Consider the following 20,886-nt stretch of genomic DNA (forward strand, 5'->3'; position numbering starts at 1 on the left):
ACCGCGGCGCGCATGCGCGCCGCGCGCGCCGGCGACATTCGGGACCTGCCCGACCGCCGGCTCATGGCCGAGGCCTATATTCCCGCCTTCGCCGCGGCCGGCGGCCGGATCCTGTGGGTCGGGTGCCGCGCCTACACCGCGACCGACTACGCGGCGCTGGAGACCGGCGGGGCCGAGGTCTGGACGACCGATATCGATCCCAAAGCGGCCCGCTGGGGCCGTAGCGGCCGCCACCGGACCGGCGATGTGTGCGAGATCGACACGATCTTCCCCGACATCACCTTCGACGCGATCATCTGCAACGGCGTCTTCGGCTACGGGGTCGATGCGGCCGAACAGCAAGGCCGGGCGGTGGCGGCGATGGCCGCGATCCTGCGGCCTGGCGGCCGGCTCCTGCTGGGCTGGAATACCGACAAGGTCGAGGATCCCGTCCAGGCGGGCCTGACGGCCCCGTGGTTCGATCCGGCGCCGTTCGGCGGCCAGGACCAGAGGGTCGGGTTCGACACCGTCACCCATGTCTACGACACCCTGATCCGGCGCGCCTGACGTTCATCGGGCGACACGACATCGATCCTTCACGGACCGCGGCTAGGAGGGCCGCCGTCGGAATCGAAGGAGCGCGCCATGTTCACCCTGCTGACCATCCTGCTGGCGGGCTCGCTGCAGACCGCGCCCGAACCGACCTGCATTCCCACGGCGGATGACGTCGGCGCCGCGGGCGGCGACGCCTGCGCCCGGCCCTGGATGGATCGGACCCTGCGCCTCAACGACCTGTCTGCAGTCGGGACGCACAACAGCTACAAGCTGGCCGTTCCGGGCGATGAGATGGCCGTCATGACCGCCGCGAATCCGGCGGCGCGCGGGCTGGACTACGCCCACCGTTCGCTGGCCGAACAGCTGGACGGCGGCGCGCGCCAGATCGAGATCGACGTGCTCAACGATCCCGAGGGCGGGCGCTACGCCCATCCGCGCACGGCCTTGGGCGGCGGGACGGCGGTCAGCCCGGCCTTCGCCGAAGCCATGGCCCGGCCGGGCTTCAAGACCCTGCATATGCCGGATGTGGATTTCCGCAGTTCCTGCCTGACCTTCGTCGCCTGCCTGGGCGAGATCCGCGACTGGTCGCGCGCCCACCCTGATCACGCCCCCATCCTGATCATGCTGAACGCCAAGACCGGCGCGCCCTCCCTGCCCGGCGGCGTCGCCCTGCTGGACTTCGACTCCGCCGCCTGGGACGCGCTGGACGCCGAGATCCGCTCGGTCTTCGCTCTCGACAGCCTGATCACCCCGGATCAGGTCCAGGGCCGCCATCGCACCCTGCGCGAGGGTGTCCTGGCGGGCGGCTGGCCGACGCTGGGTCAGGCGCGCGGCAAGGTCTTCTTCGCCCTCGACGAAGGTCCCCGGAAGGTCGCGAGCTATCGGGGCGAGCGGCGCTCGCTGGAGGGCCGCGCCATGTTCATCAACACGGACGAGGCCTCCCCCGCCGCCGCCTATCTGACCCTGAACGACCCGGTCGCCCAGCAGGCGCGCATCCGGGCGGCGGTGGAGGCGGGCTTCGTCGTGCGCACCCGCGCCGACGCGGACACGGTCGAGGCGCGCGCGGCGAGCGTCGCCCGGCGCAGCGCCGCCCTGTCCAGCGGGGCCCAGTATGTCTCGACCGACTATCTGTGGGCCGACCCGCGCTTCCCGACCTATGAGGTCCGCCTGCCCGGAGGGGCGGCGGCGGTCTGCAATCCGGTGCGGACCCCCGGGCGCTGCGACGGCCTGGCGATCGAACTGACGGCGGGCGCGCCCCAGCGCGGCTATCTGGCGCGCGAGGATCGCCCGGATCTGACCACGGTGCTGGCCCCGCCCCCCGCCCCCGGCTCGGCGCGCGACATCGCCAACGCGGGCGTCTTCCGCGAGACTCGCCCCCTTGAGGGCACGCCGCGCTGGGCGCTGGCGGCGGACGACGTGCGCGGGACGATGTACCACCACTTCGCCGGCGCCCTGGGGATCGAACTGAGCGAAGCCGAAACGCCGGTGCTGACTGCCCTGCTCCAGCGGTCGGGCGACGACCGCTCCGTGGTCGGCGACGCCAAGACCCACTGGGCCACGCAGCGGCCCTACATCGGCACGTACCAGCCGATCTGCGAGGCGAAGACCGATCATCTGGCGGGCAATCCCGACTATCCGTCCGGCCACTCCGCCCACGGCATGCATGTGGCCATGATCCTGGCGGAACTGGCCCCGCAGCGGGCCGACATCCTCTACGCCCGGGGCCGCGAGTTCGCCGAGAGCCGCTACATCTGCGGCTCGCACAGCTACAGCGCCGCCGAGGCGGGCATCCTGTCCGGGGCTGTGATCTACGGCGCCGAACAGCGCTCGGAGACCTTCCGCCGCGACATGGAGGCGGCCCGCGCGGAGGTGCAGGCGGCGCTGGCGAAGGTCGGCTCGGACGGCGAACACGACACCGCCGTGAACTTTGAATGAAACCTGCTGTCACACGCTGAGGGACCTCGCCGCGAGGTCGTTGAGGGCCACGGGGGCGCAGGCCGGACGGAACGATCCGCCGGCGGCCGCCGACGTCAACATCGACCCAGCGGAGATTTCGAAGTGACCGGATCGAACCAGAATCGCGGCCAGGCCCACATCGGCCGCATGGCCTTCCTGATGGGCGGCTGCGCCGCCATCAGCCTGATGAGCGCTGGCGCCGCGGCGGCCCAGACGGCCCCGGCCGCCACCCCGCAAGACGAGTCGACCCAGCTGGACGAAGTCGTCGTCACCGGCGGCAGCTATCAGCGCAGCCTGGAGCAGGCGATCGACATCAAACGCGAGAACGTCGGCTTCTCGGACGCCATCGTCGCCACCGACGTCGCCAACTTCCCGGACCAGAACCTGGCCGAGGCGCTGCAGCGCATCCCCGGCGTGACCATCGAACGCAACCGCGGCCTGGGCGGCCGGGTCAGCGTCCGCGGCCTGCCCGCCGAGTTCACCTTCGTCAGCATCAACGACCTGGCCACGGCCTCGGGCAGCGGCGGCCGCGAGGTCGAGCTGGACATCTTCGCCTCGGAGGTCATCCAGCAGGTCGTCGTCCAGAAATCGCCCCGCGCCTCGGACGAGGAAGGCGGCATCGCCGGCACGGTCGACATCTCGACCGCTCGCCCGTTCGACTATCGCGAGCGCCAGCTGGTGGCCTCCGTCGAGGGTTCGCACAACTCGATCTCGGACGAGATCGACCCGAAGGTCTCCTTCCTGGCCAGCGACACCTGGGGCAAATTCGGCGCCCTGATCTCGTTCTCGACCGCCCAGCGTTCCAACCGCACCGACTCCAACTCGGGCATCAACTTCCGCCCGATGTCGCGCTTCCTCGCCAGCTCCACCGGCGCGCGAGGCACGCAGGCCCTGGCCGTGCTCGCCCGCGATGCCGGCATCATCATCCCGGCCGCTGACCGCAACAACACCGCCATCACCAACCGGATCATCTTCCAGGACAAGGTCGGCGACCGCATCTACATGAACGAGCAGGACCAGTGGGGCGGCACCCTGTCGCTGCAGTACCGGCCTTCGTCCACCCTCAGCCTGACGTTCGACGCCATGCTGGGCGGCTATGAGACGACCGAGGACGAGTACGACGCCGCCGCCTACTCGGCCTCCAGCCGCAGCACGCTGGAAACCATCCACTCTTACGACGCCACCACCCTGGCCGACCAGGGCATCATCGTCCTGCGCGACGTCTCCTACACCGCCACCCAGCACGAGATGCTGAGCAAGGAGCGGATCAACGAGACCGATTATTCCCAGTTCGCCGGCACGCTGGACTGGAGCGGCGACAGCTGGGAGCTGAACGCCATGGTCGGCTATTCGGGCGCCGAGAAGACGCTGGATTCGTCCAACCTGAAGCACGTGGCCTACGCCCCGTCGCGGACCCGCTGGACCGCCAACGGCGGCGAGACCATCCCGAGCGCCACCTCCGGCGGCTTCGACATGTACAGCTCGTTCGACCGCTATCTGTTCGAGGCCTACGAGACCACGCTCGAGCACATCACCGACGACAAATACGCCGCCCAGGTGGACTTCACCCAGCATTTCGCGCTGGACGTCTTCCCGGCCCTGACCAGCGTCCAGGTCGGCCTGCGCTACACCGACAGGAACAAGGAACGCCAGTACGGCGCCCTGAACATCCAGGGTCCGACGGCGGGCAGCACCGCCTGGCTCAACACCCGCCGCCTGTCAGACAGCACCCTGACGCGCAGCGACGACCTGGCGCCCGGCGGCGCCTACACCATCCGGGATCTGGCCTGGAGCCAAGTCTCGAACGACTACGCCCGTCGCACCTTCCGCTACGCCGGCTTCTCGACCCCGTTCAACGTCGGCGACTACTACGAAGTCTCCGAACAGGTCCTCGGGGCGTACGCCATGGCCAACCTGGACTTCGACCTCGGGCCGGTCCCGGTCAGCGTGAACGCCGGCGTGCGCTACGTCGACACCTCGATCACCTCGTCCGGCTATCACCAGATCCAGACGCCGACCGGCGGCACCACCTATACGCCGACGCCGGTGTCCAGCGACGGCGCCTATGACAAGCTGCTGCCCAGCCTGAACTTCACCGCCGAGCTGACCGACAGCATCGTGTTCCGCGGCGCGGCGTCGGAGACCCTGATCCGCCCGGCGCTGACGGACCTGGCCTACAAGCGCACCGCCAACTGGGGCTCGTTCCGCTTCACGGACGGCAACCCGAACCTGAAGCCGACCTACGCCAAGCAGTGGGAAGTGGGTCTGGAGAAATATCTGCCGGAAGGCGGTCTGCTGGCCGTGTCCTACTTCTCGAAGACCATCGAGGGCGTCGTCCGTCAGGCCCTGACGGGCACCGTGCAGGACGTCACCGTCTATAACGCCAACGGCACGGTCAACGGCATCTTCGACTTCGACGTCTACAGCCCGATCAACGAGCCGGGTTCGTATGATGTCAGCGGTGTGGAACTGGTGGCCGTCGTTCCGTTCGGCATGTTCTACGCGCCGCTGGACGGCTTCGGCATCAACGCCAACTACACCATGCTGGACAGCTCGCTGACCGGCTCTTCCACCCTGGGCATCCCGACCCCGCCCATCGGCCTGGCCGACAACACCTACAACGTCACCCTGTTCTACGAGAACGACCGCTTCCAGGGCCGCGTCTCGTACAACTACAAGGACGCCTACGTCGAAGGCATCGGCTACGAAATGTATCCGATCACCCGCGACGGCTACGGCCAGACCGACGTGTCCTTCAGCTACAACCTGACCGACAACGTCCAGCTGAACCTCGAGGCCATCAACCTCACGGACGAGCGGACCACGGGCTACACCCTGGATCCGTCGTTCCCGGTGATGGACGAAATGTCGGGACGCCGCGTCACCTTCGGCATGCGCATGGACTTCTGACCTTGCACGAAGCCTGCACCCGCGCACGGGCTGTATCCTGATCCCCGGGACGACAGCCCAGGTGGACGCCCCCTCCGAGGGAGGGGGCGTCTTCGCGCGTCCGGCGGGCGAGGCCGCGCGGCAGGCCGGAGCCGTCGCGGGCCTGCGCCGGGATGTCGTCAGCTATCTGCAACGCAAGGGACAACCGCTCGGCGACGCCGAGGACGCGGTTCAGGAAGCGTTCGTCCGCTTCCACCGCGCCGGCCATGACCTGTCGTCTCCCGACGCCCGCCCACTGCTGTTCGTCATCGCCCGCAATATCCAGAACGACCGGTGGAAGGCCGCCGCGCGGGAATCCCGCCGGTTGGTCGCCGAGGACGTCGCGACCCTGGACGCCGGTCCGCGCGCCATCGCCAGCGACGACCGCCCCGCTGACGACCGGCTGATCGGCCGACAGAATCTGGCCGCCGCGGCCGCCGTGATCCGCGCCCTGCCCCCGCGCACGCGCGAGGCCTTCCTGATGCATCGGTTCGAGACCCAGACCTATCGCCAGATCGCCGCCAGGCTGGGCGTCTCGGTCAGCATGGTCGAGAAATACATCGCCGAAGCGCTCCGTCAGCTGAAGATATCGGCGGAGGACTGAGGTGTTTGGCTTCCCCGTCGTTGTGAGTTGTGAAGCACATGTCGCGCACGCTGAGCGCGGCCGGCCCCACGAGAGTTTCGCCCGTCCATGATCGACCGCCTGACCGCACTGTTCGCCCGCCGGCCGGCAACGGCCGAGGACTGGCTGGCCCGCATGGGCCGGCCGGGCGTCAGCGCACGTGAGCAGGACCGGTTCACGGCCTGGCTGGAGGCCGATCCGGGCAATCTGGACCGCTATGAAAGCGCCAAGGCGCGGAGTGCGGCCCTGGAGCCGTTGCGCGGAGTCTTCGAGGCCGATCTGGCCAGGATCCGGTGGCGGCGCCGAGACCCCGCCCTGTCGCGGCGGCTCCTGCTGTCCGGCGGCCTGGTCGCCGCCGCCGCGGTCGGCGGCGTTCTGATGTGGCCTTCCCTGTCCGCGCCGGCGGGGCGGTTGTACGAAAGCGCCCCCGGCCGGATTTCGGACGTCGTGCTGGATGATGGCTCGCACGTGACGCTGGACGCCGGCTCGGCGATCCGCGTGTCCCTCGACGACAAGGTGCGCCGCGTGACGCTGGAGCGCGGCGCCGCCTATTTCGAGGTGGCGCATGACACCGCCCATCCGTTCCAGGTCGGTCTGATGGACCGCAAGGTGATCGTCACCGGCACGCGTTTCACCACCACCCTGAAAAACGAAGCCGCCGAAGTCGCCCTGCTGGAAGGCCGGGTCGTGATCAGCACGCGCGACGCCGCCGACGGACGGGCGCTGACGGACGGGGTGGCGATGGCCCCCGGCGATCAGGCCGTCTTCCAGCCCGGGCGGCCGGTCGTCCGGCGCATCCGCGACGACCTCGACGTCGCGACCGCCTGGCGCAAGCGCCGCCTGATCTTCCGCGACGCCCCCCTGTCGGAGGTCATCGCCGCGGCGTCCCGCTATTCCGACCGGCCGTTGACCATCGTCGATTCCCGGCTGGGCGCCCTGCGCGTCACCGCCATCCTGCCGCTCGATGGCGATCAGTCGCTGGTCGACCGGATCGACGCCCTGTTGCCGGTGACGGTCGAACGGACGGCGGACGGCCGCGCCCTTGTCCGGGCCGAATAGGCCCTATCGCAGACCTGTCATGCCTGGGCTGTAAGGACTCGCGGTTCCTTCCACCGCCACCTGACAGGGTCCCGCGCTTGGCTCCGACCGCTCGATCGCTGCCGGCGCGCAACGCGTGGCGCGCGCCAGGTCTGGCGGCGGCGCTGGCGCTTCTGGCGGCGACGCCGGTCCATGCCCAGACGGCGGGATTGCAGACCTTCGACATCCCCGCCCAGGACGCCTCCTCGGCCCTGATCCAGCTCTGCGCCGTCGCCGATTGCGAACTGGCCTTCGTCCAGCGCCCGGGCGCCACCGTCCGCACCCGGGCCGTGCGCGGCCGCATGTCGTGGCGCACCGCCCTGGAGCAGATGCTTCGCGGCACGGACCTGCGCCACCGCTTCATCGGCGCCCACGGCGTGCGCGTCTGGGCCGATCCCCGTCCGCCCGCCGCCTCGCCACAGCGCCCGTCTCTTCCACCCCCAGAAGACGAACCGGTCGAGCTGGAAGCCGTCGTCGTCGTGGGCCGGCTGTCAGGGCAGATCGACGAAGCCCTGCGCCGCAAGCGCGAGGCGGACGTCATCTCCGACGTCGTCACGGCGGGGCGGATCGGCGATCTGCCCGCCGCCAACCTGGCCGAAGCCCTGCAGCGCGCGCCCGGCGTAGCCGTGGAACGCGAGGTCGGCGAGGGCCAGTTCGTCAGCGTGCGCGGCCTCGGCCCGCTGTTCCAGTCGGTGACCCTGAACGGCGCTCCGGTGGCCTTCAACGAGAACATCCGCAACTCGACCCAGAGCGGACGCCAGTTCCGCTTCCGGGCCCTGTCTCCGGACCTCCTGGCCGGCGCGACGCTGTCGAAGTCGGCCACGCCGGACATGATCGACGGCGGCATCGGCTCGAACATCGACATCGAAACCATCGGCGGGCTGGACGGCGCGCCCTTCCTGACCCTGCGCATGGGAGGCGAGATGGAAGCGCACACGGACCGCACGGGTCCGGAGGTGTCCATCGCCGGCCGGATCGTGTCGCCCGACGGCGACCTCGGCCTCGTCGGCGGACTGGCCGAGGAGCAGCGGTCCGTGCGCTACGACCGGTTCCAGATCCAGCGGTACTACGACCTGTCGATCGGCGGAGCCACGGTCACGACGCCCAGCGATGTCCGCACCACCATCGAACGGGAGGACCGGCGTCGACGCAGCGCCTTTCTCGGCCTGGACTGGCGCGCGACGCCTGATCTTCTGCTCGATTTCGACGGCCTGGTTTCGACCTTCGACAATGCGATCCGGGAGGACCGGCTTGTCTATATGCTCGGCGAGCGGCTGGCCCTGCCGGGCTCGGCCGTCACCGTTCGAAACGGCGTCGTCACGGCCGCGACGGTTGAGAACGGCCGTATCGACAACAACACCGAGGTCTCGGACCAGTCGCACCTGAACCTCGCCGTCTCGTCCGGCGCGCGGATACGGATCGGCGAATGGCGGCTGGAGCCGCGCATCAGCGCCTCGGTAGCGCGGTCGGTGCTGGATACGCCGCTTGAGCGGATGTCGGCCCAGTTGCCGACCGGCGTGGCCTACGCCTTCGATCTGGGCGACGCCGTCGACAGGCGCAGGGCCGCCCACCTGACCACCGGCCTGGACCTGACCGATCCGGGTCTGCTGCTGCCGCCCCGCCTGGCGGTCCGGGCCGTGGAGTCCCGGGACGATGATCTGACGGCCGTGATCGACGCCCGACGCCCGCTCGACCGAACCCTGGGCGTCCTGCACCTGTCGGTCCTGCGGGTCGGAGGCCAGTTCACCGACCGCAACCGCGACTACCAGCGACGCGACCGGCAGGCCGTGCTCCGGCCCGGCGTCGACCTGCCTTTCCAGACCTATGGGATCATCACCCCGCGCGATGTGTTCGAAGGCCTGATCGATGAACGCTCGGCGCCGTGGGCCGCGGCGGACTTCCGCTGGTTCCGGGAGAGCTTCGTCCTGCCCGGCGAACGGGACGGCGTCGTCTTCCAGCCCGGCGACCTGACGCCGAGCGGCGCCGACCTGCAGAATTCCTACACCGTCGGCGAGCGGGTCGCGGCCGCCTATGTCCGGCTGGACGTGGATACGGTCGGCCTGCGCTGGCCGATCTCGGGCAATTTCGGCCTTCGGGTGGTGGAGACGCGCACCGAGGTCGAGGGTTCGATCCTGGGCATGGCCGGCGGCGCCATGGAGGTGCGGTCGGTGGCCTATGCCGGCTCGCACCGGATCTGGCTGCCCAGCGCCAATCTGACCCTCGATCTGGATGATGACAGCCTGCTGCGGTTCGCGGCGTCCCGGTCGATCACCCGCCCATCGTTGGCGGACCTGAGATCAGCGACCGTCCCGGCGAGCGTGCTGGTGGCGGCCATCTATGAACGGGGGCAGGCCGAGATCGACACGCCGTCCCCGGGGATCATCTTCACGGGGGTCGGCGGCAATCCGCACCTGACGCCCTATGTCGCGACAAACCTTGATGTTTCTTACGAACTGACCCGGCCCCGCGGCGCGTTGAGCGTCGCCCTTTTCCACAAGTCGATCGACGACTACGTCCAGACGCTGGCGGCGCCGGAACTCCTGACGTTCGAGACCCGCGCCGGACCGCCGGTGCAGGCGACGGTCATGATGTCCCGGCCCCGCAATGTCGGCCGCGCCCGCGTGGACGGCGTCGAAATCGGCCTGCACCGACGCTTCGCCACGGGCTTCGGCTTCTGGGCCAGCGCGACCTGGACCGACAGCCGGATCGAGGATTCGGGAACGGATCTGCTGGGCGTTTCGGAGCTGTCATATTCGATCAATCCGTTCTTCGAGCGCGACCGGCTGGCGGTCAATCTCTCCTGGTCCTGGCGCTCGGCCTTCCGGTCGGAGGCCGACATGCAGGGCGGCGGCGTGTCCAGTTTCGTGGTCGCTCCGGCCGGCTACCTGGACGCCCAGGCCACCTTCGATCTGACGGACCACGCCCAGATCGTGCTGACCGCCTCGAACCTGACGGACACCGTCGATCAGGCCTGGGAGGGCTCGCCCGATCGCCTGCTGCAGCTGGGTCGGGCCGGTCCCGCAATGTCGTTTTCCTTCCGCTGGACCCTGTAGCCAGGCCCCGCATTTCGCACGGCAAATTACTGCCCGCGAACGGCCCCCATCGGTCATCCGCGCAAGAATTTTGCTTAGCCGACTTGTGCGGCGCAGCAGAGCATGGTTTCCTAAGGCTCTTCTTCAGGAGCCCCCGTGGCCAACCGCGCTTACACCGCTGACCGCAAGACCGCCGCCATGGCGATCGCGGCCGTGCGCGCGCCGTCGGTCGAACTCGCCCTGAACACCCTTATTCTCACGGTAATTCTTGTGCTGCTCTCCGGAGCGGTGTGGACGCACGTGACCTGACCTAACGCAACATCAGGATCGCCCGCAGCCACCCGCTCCCGAAAGGAAGCGGGTTTTTTGTTGTGCGCGGTCCGGACACCCTCCGGAACGACCTCGCCTATGACGCAAGATTTCACCCCGAACGACCGGCCGCCCAACGCGAGAAGCCGCGCCGTCACGGCCGGTCCGAACCGCGCCGCGGCCCGCAGCTATCTGCGCGCCGCAGGCATGCAGGACGCCGACTTCGACAAGCCGATGATCGCGGTGGTCAACACCTGGTCGTCGGTCACGCCGTGCAACATGCACCTGGACCGCCTGGCCGCGGACGTGCGCGCCGGCATCATCGCCGCGGGCGGCTATCCGGTCGATTTCAACACCATCGTGGTCACCGACGGCATCTCGATGGGCACGCCCGGGATGAAGGCCTCGCTGATCAGCCGCGAGGTCGTCGCCGACAGCATCGAACTGGCCGTCGAGGGCCACCAGCTGGACGGCGTCGTCTGCATCGTCGGCTGCGACAAGACCATCCCGGCCGCCGCCATGGCCCTGGCCCGCATGGATATCCCGGGCCTGGTCTACTACGGCGGCACGATCATGCCGGGGACCATCGGCACGAAGGAGGTCTCGGTTCAGGAGATCTTCGAGGCCATCGGCGCCCACGCCGCCGGAGCCCTGGACGACGCCGGCCTGAAGGCGGTCGAGACGGCGGTCTGCCCCGGCGCCGGCGCCTGCGGCGGCCAGTTCACCGCCAACACCATGGCCATGGCCCTGTCAGTCATGGGCCTGTCGCCGATGGGCGCCAACGACGTGCCCGCCGTCGATCCGGCCAAGGCCGCCGAGGGCGAGCGCTGCGGCCGCCTGATCGTCGAACGCGTCTTCGCCGGCGACAGCGCCCGCAAATACATCACCCGCGCCTCCTTGCGGAACGCCGCCGTGGCCGTCTCGGCCTCGGGCGGATCGACCAATGCGGTGATGCACCTGACCGCCATCGCCGCCGAGGCGGGGGTCGAGTTCGGCGTCGAGGACTGCCACCAGGCCTGCGTCGACGCCCCGGTCATCTGCGACCTGAAGCCCGGCGGCCGTTTCCTGGCCTCGCACCTGTTCGCGGCGGGCGGCACCCGTCTGGTCACCCAGCGGATGGCGGCGGCGGGCAAGATCGTCAACGCCCCCACGGTCAGCGGCCGCAGCCTGTTCGCCGAAGCCGCCGAGGCCGAGGAAACGCCCGGCCAGCAGGTCGTCGCCGACTTCGCCGCCCCGATCATGGATCGCGGCAGCTACGCCGTCATCTACGGCGATGTCGCTCCCGACGGCGCGGTCATCAAGCTGACCGGCCACAAGGTCGATCGCTTCGAGGGTCCGGCCTGCGTCTTCGACAGCGAGGAAGACGCCTTTCACGCCGTCCAGGACGGCTCCGTGGGCGAGGGCGATGTCATCGTCATCCGCTACGAGGGCCCCAAGGGCGGCCCCGGGATGCGCGAGATGCTGCAGGTCACCGCCGCCCTGAAGGGCCGCGGCGTTCACAACGTCGCCCTGATCACCGACGGCCGCTTCTCGGGCGCCAGCTACGGCTTCGTCGCCGGCCACGTCTCGCCCGAAGCCGCCGTCGGCGGTCCGATTGCTCTCATTCGCGACGGCGACCGCATCGCCATCGACGTCACCAACCGCCGGATCGACGTGGACGCCGATCTGGTGAAGCGCCGGGCGGGCTTCGCCCCCAATCCGACCCGCCCGGCGCACGGGGTCTTCGCCAAATACCGCGCCTCGGTGGCCTCCGCCGCCCAGGGCGCCGTGACCATTCCCAACCCGCCGCCGGTCCAGCGCCCCGCTGAAACCGAAGCCCGATCCGCCCGAGAGGACGCCTGAACCATGGCCATCACGATCTACACCAACGACGACATTCGCCCCGGCGCCATCGCCGGCCAGCGCATCGCCATCATCGGCTACGGCTCGCAGGGCCGGGCCCACGCCCAGAACCTGAAGGACTCCGGTTTCGACGTGGTCGCCGGGGTCCGCGAGGGCGGCAAGGGCTGGCGCAACGCCACGGCTGACGGCGTCCCCACCGCCGAGCCCGCCGAGGCGGTCAAGGACGCGGACATCATCGCCATCCTGACCCCGGACATGATCCAGGCCGAGGTCTATCGCGACATCATCGAGCCCAACGCCAAACAGGGCGCGGCCATCCTGTTCGCCCACGGCTTCTCGATCATCTACGGCCGCATCACCCCGCGCGCCGACATGGACGTCATCCTGGTCGCGCCCAAGGGCCCCGGCGATCTGGTCCGCCGCGAGTACCAGCGGGGCCGCGGCGTCCCCTCCCTGTTCGCCATCGAACAGGACGCCACGGGCAAGGCCCGCGACCGCGCCATGGGCTACGCCAAGGGCAACGGCGGCGCGACCGGCGGCCTGCTGGAAACCACCTTCCGCGAAGAGACCGAGACCGACCTGTTCGGCGAACAGGCCGTCCTGTGCGGCGGCGCCAAGGAGCTGGTCATGTCCGGGTTCAACACCCTGGTCGAGGCCGGCTACCAGCCCGAGATCGCCTACTTCGAGTGCATGCACGAGCTGAAACTGATCGTGGACCTGTTCTACGAGGGCGGCATCACCAAGATGAACGCGTTCATCTCGGAGACGGCCAAGTGGGGCTCGGTCAAGTCCGGCCCCCGCGTCATCACCGACGAGACCCGCGCCCGCATGAAGACCATCCTGGACGAGATCCAGTCGGGTCAGTTCGCCAGCGAATGGATCGCCGAGAACGAGGCGGGCAAGCCCCGCTACGACGCCTGGGTCAAGGCCGACGGCGAGCAGCCGATCGAGCAGACCGGCGCCAAGCTGCGCGAACGCATGGCCTGGCTGCACGCCCCCAAGTCTGAAGCCGCCTGAGCCCAGATCAGAACATGACCGCCTCCGCCGCCCGCATCCCCGAACCCGCCGCCGCCCCGAAAAGCGGCGCCCGCCTGCTGGTCTCCACCCTGGAGCGGCTGGGGGTGGAGGTCGTGTTCGGCTATCCGGGCGGCGCGATCATGCCCGTCTATGACGCCCTGGCCGGATCGAAACTGCGCCACATCCTGGTCCGCCACGAGCAGGCCGCCGCCTTCGCCGCCGACGCCTACGCCCGGCGCAGCGGCAAGGTCGGCGTCTGCATGGCCACCTCCGGCCCCGGCGCCACCAACCTGATCACCGGCATCGCCAATGCGATGATGGATTCCATCCCCATCGTCTGCATCACCGGCAACGTCGCCCAGGGCGTCATGGGCACCGACGCCTTCCAGGAGATCGACATCCTGGGCGTCACCCTGCCGATCGTGAAGCACTCCATCCTGGTCCGTGACCCGGCCGATGTTCCGGCCGCCGTCGAGGAGGCCTTCCACATCGCCGCCTCGGGCCGTCCCGGACCGGTCCTGATCGACCTGCCCAAGGACGTCCAGGTCGGCCAGACCAGCGAGGACTTCGGCTTCCACATTCCCAACGCGGTCACCCCCATCGACCACGACGCCATCGCCCGCGCCGCCGAGATGATCCGCGCCGCCGAGCGTCCGCTGATCTACGTCGGCGGCGGGGTGAAGATCGGGCGGGCGACGGAACAGCTGCGCACCTTCGCCGACCAGACCGGCATCCCGTCGATCTCGACCCTGAACGCCCTGGGCACGATCCCGACCGACGCCCCCGGCTTCCAGGGGATGCTGGGCATGCACGGCACGCGCGCGGCGAACGAGGCGGTTCAGGAGGCCGATCTGCTGATCGTCTTCGGCGCCCGGTTCGACGACCGCGCCACCGGCAAGCTGGCCGAGTTCGCGCCGCACGCCCGCGTCGTCCATTTCGACATCGACGCCTCAGAGATCGGCAAGCTGCGCGAGACCCATGTCGCCGTCACGGGCGAGATCGCGCCGGGCATCGAGGCCCTGACCGCGCACCTGTCGGGCACGCCGCTGGCCATCGATCCGTGGATGATCCGCTGCGACACGCGGGTCCGCCGCACCGCCTTCCGCTACGACGACGCGCCCGGCGAAGGCGTCTACGCCCCCGCCTTGCTGAAAGCGATTTCCGAAGCGGCGGGCGATGATTTCGTCGCCGCCTGCGATGTCGGCCAGCACCAGATGTGGGCCGCCCAGCACTGCCGGTTCGCCAAGCCGGAAGCCCACATCACCTCGGGCGGCCTGGGCGCCATGGGCTTCGGCCTGCCCGCGGGCATCGGCGCCAAGCTGTCGGATCCGGACGCCACGGTCGTGGTCGTCGCCGGCGACGGCGGCTTCATGATGAACGTGCAGGAGCTGGCCACCCTGCGTCGCTACGGCGTCGCGGTGAAGGTCCTGCTGCTGGACAACAGCTCGTTGGGCCTGGTCCGTCAGTGGCAGGAGCTGTTCTTCGACGGCAACTACTCGGAGATCGACCTGTCCGACAATCCGGACTTCGTGAAGGTCGCCGAAGCCTTCGGCGTCGAGGCCTTCCGAATTAGTCGACGCGAGGAGGTTCAGGCCGGGATCGCCCGCCTGCTGGCCGCCGACGGCCCCTGCCTCGCGCACGTGATCATCGACCCCCGGGAGAACGTGTGGCCGCTGGTCCCGCCCGGAAAGAACAACGCCGAAATGATGGAAGGCGCCTGACCATGAGCACCGAAACCCTGCACCTGAACATTGACCGCGCCGACGGCTCGCTCCAGCGCCTGATCGGCCTGGTCGAGCGCCGCGGTTTCCATATCGACGGCATGACCTTGAGCGACGAAGGCCATGGCCGCCACGTCGAACTGGCCGTGCGTGGTCGCGACACCGCCCGCTGCACCCAGACCCTGGGCCGTCAGATCGACAAGCTGTTCGGCGTCACCCGCGTCGATGGCCGTCCGTCGAGCCAAGCCGCCACCTTCCATCCCGAGGTAGCGGCATGACCAAGGTTCAAACCGCCGTCGCCGCCGATCCGAACAAGGTCGTCGTCTTCGACACCACCCTGCGCGACGGGGAACAGGCGCCCGGCTTCTCGATGAACCCGGACGACAAGGTCCGCATGGCCCATGTGCTGGCCGCGATGAAGGTCGATGTGATCGAAGCCGGCTTCGCCGCCGCCTCGCCAGGCGATGAGGAAGGCGTGCGCCGGGTGGTTGGCGAGGTGGAAGGCCCCGTCTTCTGCTCGCTGGCCCGTTCGAGCGAGGCCGACATCGACGCGGCCTACCGCGCCCTGCGCGGGACGGAGGAGCGCCGTCTCCACATCTTCCTGGGCACCAGCCCGATCCATCGCTCGGCCAAGCTGAAGATGTCGAAGGCCGAGGTGCTGGCCGCCGCCGAGCGCTCGGTCGCCTACGCCCGCACTCGCTTCGAGGACGTGGAGTTCAGTCCCGAGGACGCCATCCGCACCGAGCCGGAGTTCCTGGCCGAGGTATGCGAGGCCGCCGCCGCGGCGGGAGCCACCACCCTGAACATCCCCGACACCGTCGGCTATTCCACCCCCGGCGAGATCGCCGAGATCTATCGCCGCCTGATCGCCACGGTCCGCGTCCGTCATCCGAATGTGGTCTTCTCGGCCCACTGCCACGACGACCTGGGCATGGCCGTCGCCAACTCGCTGGCGGCGGTGGAAGCCGGCGCGCGTCAGGTCGAGGGCGCCATCAACGGCATCGGCGAGCGGGCGGGCAACGCCTCGATCGAGGAGATGGTCATGGCCATCCGCACCCGGTCGGACCGCTATGGCCTGCACACCGGCGTGGACGCCACCCACCTGGTCCGCGCCAGCCGGCTGCTGAGCGAGATCACCCACACGCCGGTGGTCCGCAACAAGGCCATCGTCGGGCTGAACGCCTTCGCCCACGAGGCGGGCATCCACCAGCACGGCATGATGGCCGATCCCTCGACCTACGAGATCATGCGACCCCAGGACGTCGGTTTCGAAGGCACATGGTTCGTGCTGGGCAAGCACTCGGGCCGCCATGCCGTGGCCAAGCGCGCGGAGGCCCTGGGCCAGCCCGTCGCCGGCGCCCACCTGGCCGCCGCCTTCGCCGGCTTCAAGGCCCGCGCCGACGAGATCGGCGAGATCAACGACCACGAATTGCTGGCGATCATCGAGGCCTCGCGCCCTGACGCCGCCCCCCGACAGGAGTACGCCTATGCGGCCGCTGGCTGAACATATCTGGGTCAACGGCGAACTGACGCCCTGGGCGGACGCCAAGGTTCACGTGATGAGCCATGCGCTCCACTACGGCACCTCGGTGTTCGAGGGCATCCGCGTCTATGACACCCCGAACGGCCCCTGTGGCTTCCGTCTGACCGACCACGTGCGCCGCCTGTTCGACAGCGCCCGCATGTATCATTTCCAGCTGCCGTTCACCGAGGACGAGCTGGTCGAGGCCTGCCGCGCAACCGTGCGTTCGACCGGGCTGAAGTCCGCCTACATCCGACCTATCGCCTTCCTGGGCGCGTGCGGCATGGGGGTGACGCCCTCTCCCGAGAACATGAACGTCGACGTCGCCGTCGCCGCCTTCCCCTGGGGGGCCTATCTGGGCGAGGAGGCGCTGGAGAAGGGCGTGGACGCCTGCGTTGCCTCGTGGTCGCGCATCGCCCCCAACACCGTGCCTTCGGGCGCCAAGGCGGGCGGCAATTACCTGTCCTCCTATCTGATCGGGCGCGAGGCCCGGGTCGGCGGCTTCGGTGAAGGCATCGCCCTGGGCACCGACGGCCGCCTGTCCGAAGGCGCCGGCGAGAACCTGTTCATCGTCAAGGACGGTGAGATCATCACGCCGCCGGCCGCCGCCTCCATCCTGATGGGCATCACCCGCGACAGCGTGCTGAAGCTGGCGCGCGGTCTGGGCTACGAAACCCGCGAGCAGATCCTGCCGCGCGAGGCCCTGTACGTCGCCGACGAGATCTTCATGACCGGCACCGCCGCCGAGATCACCCCCGTGCGCTCGGTCGACGGCATCCCCACCCGCGCCGCCGGCCCGGGTCCGGTGACCAAGGCCGTCAACGCCGCCTTCCGCGGCCTGTTCACCGGCGCGACCCCGGACCGCCACGGCTGGCTGGAACCCATCGCGGCCCCCTCTCCCAGCCCCGCCCGCGCGGAGCCCGAATATGCCTGAGACCCTGTTCGAGAAGGTGTGGAACCGCCACGTCGTCCAGGCGGAAACGCCTGACGCCCCGGCGGTGCTCTACATCGACCTGCATCTGGTCCATGAGGTCACCAGCCCCCAGGCCTTCTCCGAGATCGAGAGCCGGGGCCTGAAGGTCCGTCGCCCGGACCGCACCTTCGCCACCCTGGACCACTCCACCCCGACCCTGCCCGCCGACGCGAGCGGCGAACGGCCCTACTACACCCCGGCTTCGAAGACCCAGGTCGAGACGCTGGAGGCCAATTGCGAACGCCACGGCGTCTCGCTGGCGGGCTGGGACTCGGCGGACCGGGGCGTGGTGCACGTCATGGGACCGGAGCTGGGGCTGACCCAGCCGGGCATGACCGTCGTCTGCGGCGACAGCCACACCGCCACCCACGGCGCCTTCGGGGCCCTGGCGTTCGGCATCGGCACCTCCGAGGTCGGCCATGTGCTGGCTACCCAGTGCCTGCTGCAGCGCAAGGCCCGAACCATGCGCGTCACCGTCTCCGGACGACTGCAGCCGGGCGTCTCCGGCAAGGACGTGGCGCTGGCGATCATCGCCCGCCTGGGCTTCGGCGGCGGCACCGGCTTCGTGGTCGAATACGCCGGCGAGGCCATCCGGTCTCTGGACATGGAAGGGCGGATGACCGTCTGCAACATGTCGATCGAGGCGGGCGCCCGCGCCGGCATGATCGCCCCCGACCAGACCACCGTCGACTGGCTGAAGGGCCGTCAGCACGCACCCTCCGGCCCCGCCTGGGACCACGCCGTCGCCGACTGGCTGGCGCTGGCCTCCGACGAGGGCGCGGCTTTCGACGCCGAGGTCCACATCGACGGCGCCGCCATCCGGCCCATGGCCACCTGGGGCACGACGCCGGACGCGGGCTCCGCCATCGGCGAACCCGTCCCCGCCCCGCGCGACGCCTCCGGCGAGAAGGCGCTGGCCTATATGGGCTTCACCGCCGGCGAGGCGACGACGGCCCATCCGGTCGACGTGGTCTTCATCGGCAGTTGCACCAACGGCCGCCTGCCCGACCTGCGCGCCGCCGCCGAGGTGCTGCGCGGCCGCAAGGTGAAGCCGGGCCTGCGCATGCTGGTGGTCCCCGGCTCCGAGGCCGTGCGCCGCGACGCCGAGGCGGAAGGGCTGCACACCGTCTTCACCGACGCCGGGGCCGAATGGCGCATCCCGGGATGCTCCATGTGCCTGGCCATGAACGGCGACATGGTCGCGCCGGGTCAGCTGGCGGTCTCGACCTCCAACCGCAATTTCGAGGGCCGTCAGGGGCCCGGCTCGCGCACCATCCTGGCCAGCCCCGCGACCGCCGCGGCGACCGCCATCATGGGCGTGCTGACCGACCCGCGCGTGTTTCTGATGGAGACCGCCCTCCTCAAGCAGCCGAGCGCCGCGCGCGAGGCGGTAGGAGTCCAGAATGCCTGAGCCCTTCAAGACCCTGACGTCGAAGGCCGTGGTCCTGTCGCAGTCGAACATCGACACCGACCAGATCATCCCGGGTCGTTTCCTGAGCACCACCAGCCGCGAAGGCCTGGGGGCCTGGGCCTTCTACGACTGGCGCTACGAGGCCGACGGGTCGCCCAAGCCCGAGGCGGTGCTGAACCGCATCGAGCCGACCGAGCGCCGCATCCTGCTGGCGGGCAGGAATTTCGCCTGCGGCTCCTCACGCGAACACGCCCCATGGGCCCTGATGGACTACGGCTTTCGGGCCGTGGTCTCGACGGAGATCGCCGACATCTTCACGTCCAACGCCCTGAAGAACGGCTTCCTGCCCATCGTCGTCGATCAGGCCACCTGGGACGACCTCGCCACCCATCCCGACCAGCCGATCACCATCGACCTGGAAACCTCGACGATCCAGCGCGGCAATGCACAGCCTGTCGCGTTCGCCGTCGAGAGTTTCGCCCGCCAGTGCCTGCTCGACGGGGTGGACACCCTCGGCTGGCTGCAAGCCCGCATGCCCGCCATCGAAGCCTTTGAACGCCAGAAAGAAGCCGTCTGATGCCCTCCCCCAAGACCTATGACATCGTCGTCCTGCCCGGCGACGGCGTCGGCCCCGAAGTGACCCATGCGGCGAAGGCCGTGCTGACGGTCATCGGCGACTTCTATGGCCATGAGTTCCGCTTCCACGAACACCTGATCGGCGGGGCCGGCATCGACGCTGTCGGCGATCCCTTGCCCCAGGAAACCGTCGACGCCTGCCTGGCCGCCGATGCGGTGCTGCTCGGCGCCGTGGGCGGACCGCAGTGGGACGGCGGCAAGCGCCGTCCGGAAGAAGGCCTGCTGGGCCTGCGCAAGGCCATGGGCCTTTACGCCAACCTGCGCCCGCTGCAGGTCTCGCCGGTCCTGGCCCATCGCTCGCCGCTGAAGAAGGAGATCGTCGAAGGCGTCGATCTGATCGTCTTCCGCGAGCTGACCGGCGGCATCTATTTCGGAGAGAAGACCCGCACCGCCGAACGGGCCACCGACCTGTGCGAATACACCGTCGGCGAGGTCGAGCGCGTCGCCCGCGCCGCCTTCCAGACCGCCCAGCAGCGGCGCGGCAAGGTGACCTCGGTCGACAAGGCCAACGTCATGGAGACCAGCCGCCTGTGGCGCGAGGTCGTGACCCGCATCCATGCCGAGGAATTCCCGCGCATCGAGCTGGAGCACGCCCTGGTCGACTCCATGGCCATGCACCTGATCCGCAAGCCGCGCGAGTACGACGTCATCCTTACCGAGAACATGTTCGGCGACATCCTGTCGGACGAAATCTCGGTGCTGGGCGGCTCCATCGGCCTGCTGCCCTCGGCCTCGCTGGGCTCCAGCGGCCCGGGCCTGTTTGAGCCCATCCATGGCTCGGCGCCCGATATCGCCGGTCAGGACAAGGCCAATCCGGTCGGGACCATCCTGTCGGCCGCCCTGCTGCTGCGTCACAGCCTGGGGCTGGAGGACGAGGCCGGTTCCATCGAGGCCGCCTGCGCCGCCGTGCTGTCGGCCGGCGCGGTCACCGCCGACCTGGGCGGGACCCTGGGCACCCGCGACGCCGCCAATGCGGTGATCGACGGCATCCGCGCGATCCATTGGGCCGCCGCCCATCGTGTCCAGATGCACTGGGCCTGAGGAAGAAACCGTGCCTCCGCCGCCGCAAATCCGGGGCGGAGGCGCAATTTTTCACCTTTCACTTGACGGACCCCGCCCTTGTCCGTCAGCCTTCTCCCGAACTTGAACTGAGCAGGTCCGCCGTGAACCGCCTCGACGCCCGCACCGCCATCGCCTCGACCGCCTCGTGCGGCGGCGCGACCGTGCGCGTCATTGGCATGACCGGTATGACCACCACCACGCCTCCGGCGGGGACAGGTTAGCGCGCACCGAAGCTCAGGAACGC

At 69.6% G+C, this 20,886-nt stretch carries 16 protein-coding genes; all 16 read left to right on the forward strand.

Translation table 11 applies throughout. The features are described from left to right. The first annotated feature begins 12 nt into the window (after nt 1-12). The 16 genes from AC07NB_RS15475 to leuB all read left to right on the forward strand — a co-directional run bounded on the left by AC07NB_RS15475 (nt 13) and on the right by leuB (nt 20,621). Nucleotides 13-546, forward strand: coding sequence for a class I SAM-dependent methyltransferase (locus AC07NB_RS15475; RefSeq protein WP_492312675.1), 534 nt, complete (start codon nt 13-15; stop codon nt 544-546). Between the two features lie 78 nt (nt 547-624). Further along, nucleotides 625-2,469 (forward strand): Ca2+-dependent phosphoinositide-specific phospholipase C, encoded by a 1,845-nt coding sequence (locus AC07NB_RS15480; RefSeq protein ID WP_494572104.1) that lies wholly within the window; start codon nt 625-627, stop codon nt 2,467-2,469. Between the two features lie 123 nt (nt 2,470-2,592). Continuing rightward, nucleotides 2,593-5,400: a TonB-dependent receptor gene (locus AC07NB_RS15485; RefSeq protein ID WP_494572103.1), complete on the forward strand. Its 2,808-nt coding sequence runs from the start codon at nt 2,593-2,595 to the stop codon at nt 5,398-5,400. A gap of 61 nt (nt 5,401-5,461) precedes the next feature. Continuing rightward, nucleotides 5,462-6,022, forward strand: a complete 561-nt coding sequence (locus AC07NB_RS15490; protein WP_494572102.1) for an RNA polymerase sigma factor — start codon at nt 5,462-5,464, stop codon at nt 6,020-6,022. Between the two features lie 87 nt (nt 6,023-6,109). Continuing rightward, nucleotides 6,110-7,099, forward strand: a complete 990-nt coding sequence (locus AC07NB_RS15495) for a FecR family protein (RefSeq protein ID WP_494572101.1) — start codon at nt 6,110-6,112, stop codon at nt 7,097-7,099. 77 nt (nt 7,100-7,176) lie between these two features. Beyond that, nucleotides 7,177-10,170 (forward strand): TonB-dependent receptor, encoded by a 2,994-nt coding sequence (locus AC07NB_RS15500; RefSeq protein WP_494572100.1) that lies wholly within the window; start codon nt 7,177-7,179, stop codon nt 10,168-10,170. Between the two features lie 135 nt (nt 10,171-10,305). Beyond that, nucleotides 10,306-10,458 (forward strand): hypothetical protein, encoded by a 153-nt coding sequence (locus AC07NB_RS15505; protein ID WP_291833224.1) that lies wholly within the window; start codon nt 10,306-10,308, stop codon nt 10,456-10,458. Nucleotides 10,459-10,557: 99 nt separating this feature from the next. Continuing rightward, nucleotides 10,558-12,300 (forward strand): dihydroxy-acid dehydratase, encoded by a 1,743-nt coding sequence (gene ilvD, locus AC07NB_RS15510; RefSeq protein ID WP_494572099.1) that lies wholly within the window; start codon nt 10,558-10,560, stop codon nt 12,298-12,300. Nucleotides 12,301-12,303: 3 nt separating this feature from the next. Beyond that, nucleotides 12,304-13,317: a ketol-acid reductoisomerase gene (gene ilvC, locus AC07NB_RS15515; protein ID WP_494572098.1), complete on the forward strand. Its 1,014-nt coding sequence runs from the start codon at nt 12,304-12,306 to the stop codon at nt 13,315-13,317. Between the two features lie 14 nt (nt 13,318-13,331). Beyond that, on the forward strand, nt 13,332-15,038 hold the full coding sequence (ilvG, locus tag AC07NB_RS15520; protein ID WP_494572097.1) for an acetolactate synthase 2 catalytic subunit: 1,707 nt from the start codon (nt 13,332-13,334) through the stop codon (nt 15,036-15,038). A 2-nt stretch (nt 15,039-15,040) separates the two neighbouring features. After that, nucleotides 15,041-15,316, forward strand: coding sequence for an ACT domain-containing protein (locus AC07NB_RS15525; protein WP_494572096.1), 276 nt, complete (start codon nt 15,041-15,043; stop codon nt 15,314-15,316). Next, complete coding sequence (locus AC07NB_RS15530) at nt 15,313-16,542, forward strand: 2-isopropylmalate synthase (protein ID WP_494572095.1); 1,230 nt, start codon at nt 15,313-15,315, stop codon at nt 16,540-16,542. Before AC07NB_RS15525 ends, AC07NB_RS15530 begins: the two co-directional genes overlap by 4 nt. Then, entirely contained in the window at nt 16,526-17,494 is a 969-nt protein-coding gene (locus AC07NB_RS15535) for a branched-chain amino acid transaminase (protein ID WP_492312666.1), read from the forward strand. The genes AC07NB_RS15530 and AC07NB_RS15535 overlap by 17 nt, the downstream gene beginning before the upstream one ends. Further along, a complete protein-coding gene (leuC, locus tag AC07NB_RS15540) occupies nt 17,487-18,944 on the forward strand; it encodes a 3-isopropylmalate dehydratase large subunit (RefSeq protein WP_494572094.1) in 1,458 nt (485 codons plus the stop codon). The genes AC07NB_RS15535 and leuC overlap by 8 nt, the downstream gene beginning before the upstream one ends. After that, complete coding sequence (gene leuD / locus AC07NB_RS15545; protein ID WP_494572093.1) at nt 18,937-19,521, forward strand: 3-isopropylmalate dehydratase small subunit; 585 nt, start codon at nt 18,937-18,939, stop codon at nt 19,519-19,521. The genes leuC and leuD overlap by 8 nt, the downstream gene beginning before the upstream one ends. Beyond that, entirely contained in the window at nt 19,521-20,621 is a 1,101-nt protein-coding gene (gene leuB, locus AC07NB_RS15550) for a 3-isopropylmalate dehydrogenase (protein ID WP_494572092.1), read from the forward strand. Before leuD ends, leuB begins: the two co-directional genes overlap by 1 nt. The last annotated feature ends 265 nt before the right edge of the window (nt 20,622-20,886 follow it).

It is taken from the genome of Brevundimonas sp. GW821-FHT09G01 (assembly GCF_059416065.1).

What these genes read in the sequence shown, in the direction of transcription:
- AC07NB_RS15530 (WP_494572095.1), top strand. Translation starts at nt 15,313, where the DNA reads ATGACCAAGGTTCAAACCGCCGTCGCCGCCGATCCGAACAAGGTCGTC.
- AC07NB_RS15525 (WP_494572096.1), top strand. Translation starts at nt 15,041, where the DNA reads ATGAGCACCGAAACCCTGCACCTGAACATTGACCGCGCCGACGGCTCG.
- ilvC (WP_494572098.1), top strand. Translation starts at nt 12,304, where the DNA reads ATGGCCATCACGATCTACACCAACGACGACATTCGCCCCGGCGCCATC.
- ilvG (WP_494572097.1), top strand. Translation starts at nt 13,332, where the DNA reads ATGACCGCCTCCGCCGCCCGCATCCCCGAACCCGCCGCCGCCCCGAAA.
- AC07NB_RS15475 (WP_492312675.1), top strand. Translation starts at nt 13, where the DNA reads ATGCGCGCCGCGCGCGCCGGCGACATTCGGGACCTGCCCGACCGCCGG.
- AC07NB_RS15495 (WP_494572101.1), top strand. Translation starts at nt 6,110, where the DNA reads ATGATCGACCGCCTGACCGCACTGTTCGCCCGCCGGCCGGCAACGGCC.
- leuD (WP_494572093.1), top strand. Translation starts at nt 18,937, where the DNA reads ATGCCTGAGCCCTTCAAGACCCTGACGTCGAAGGCCGTGGTCCTGTCG.
- ilvD (WP_494572099.1), top strand. Translation starts at nt 10,558, where the DNA reads ATGACGCAAGATTTCACCCCGAACGACCGGCCGCCCAACGCGAGAAGC.
- AC07NB_RS15480 (WP_494572104.1), top strand. Translation starts at nt 625, where the DNA reads ATGTTCACCCTGCTGACCATCCTGCTGGCGGGCTCGCTGCAGACCGCG.
- leuB (WP_494572092.1), top strand. Translation starts at nt 19,521, where the DNA reads ATGCCCTCCCCCAAGACCTATGACATCGTCGTCCTGCCCGGCGACGGC.
- leuC (WP_494572094.1), top strand. Translation starts at nt 17,487, where the DNA reads ATGCCTGAGACCCTGTTCGAGAAGGTGTGGAACCGCCACGTCGTCCAG.
- AC07NB_RS15535 (WP_492312666.1), top strand. Translation starts at nt 16,526, where the DNA reads ATGCGGCCGCTGGCTGAACATATCTGGGTCAACGGCGAACTGACGCCC.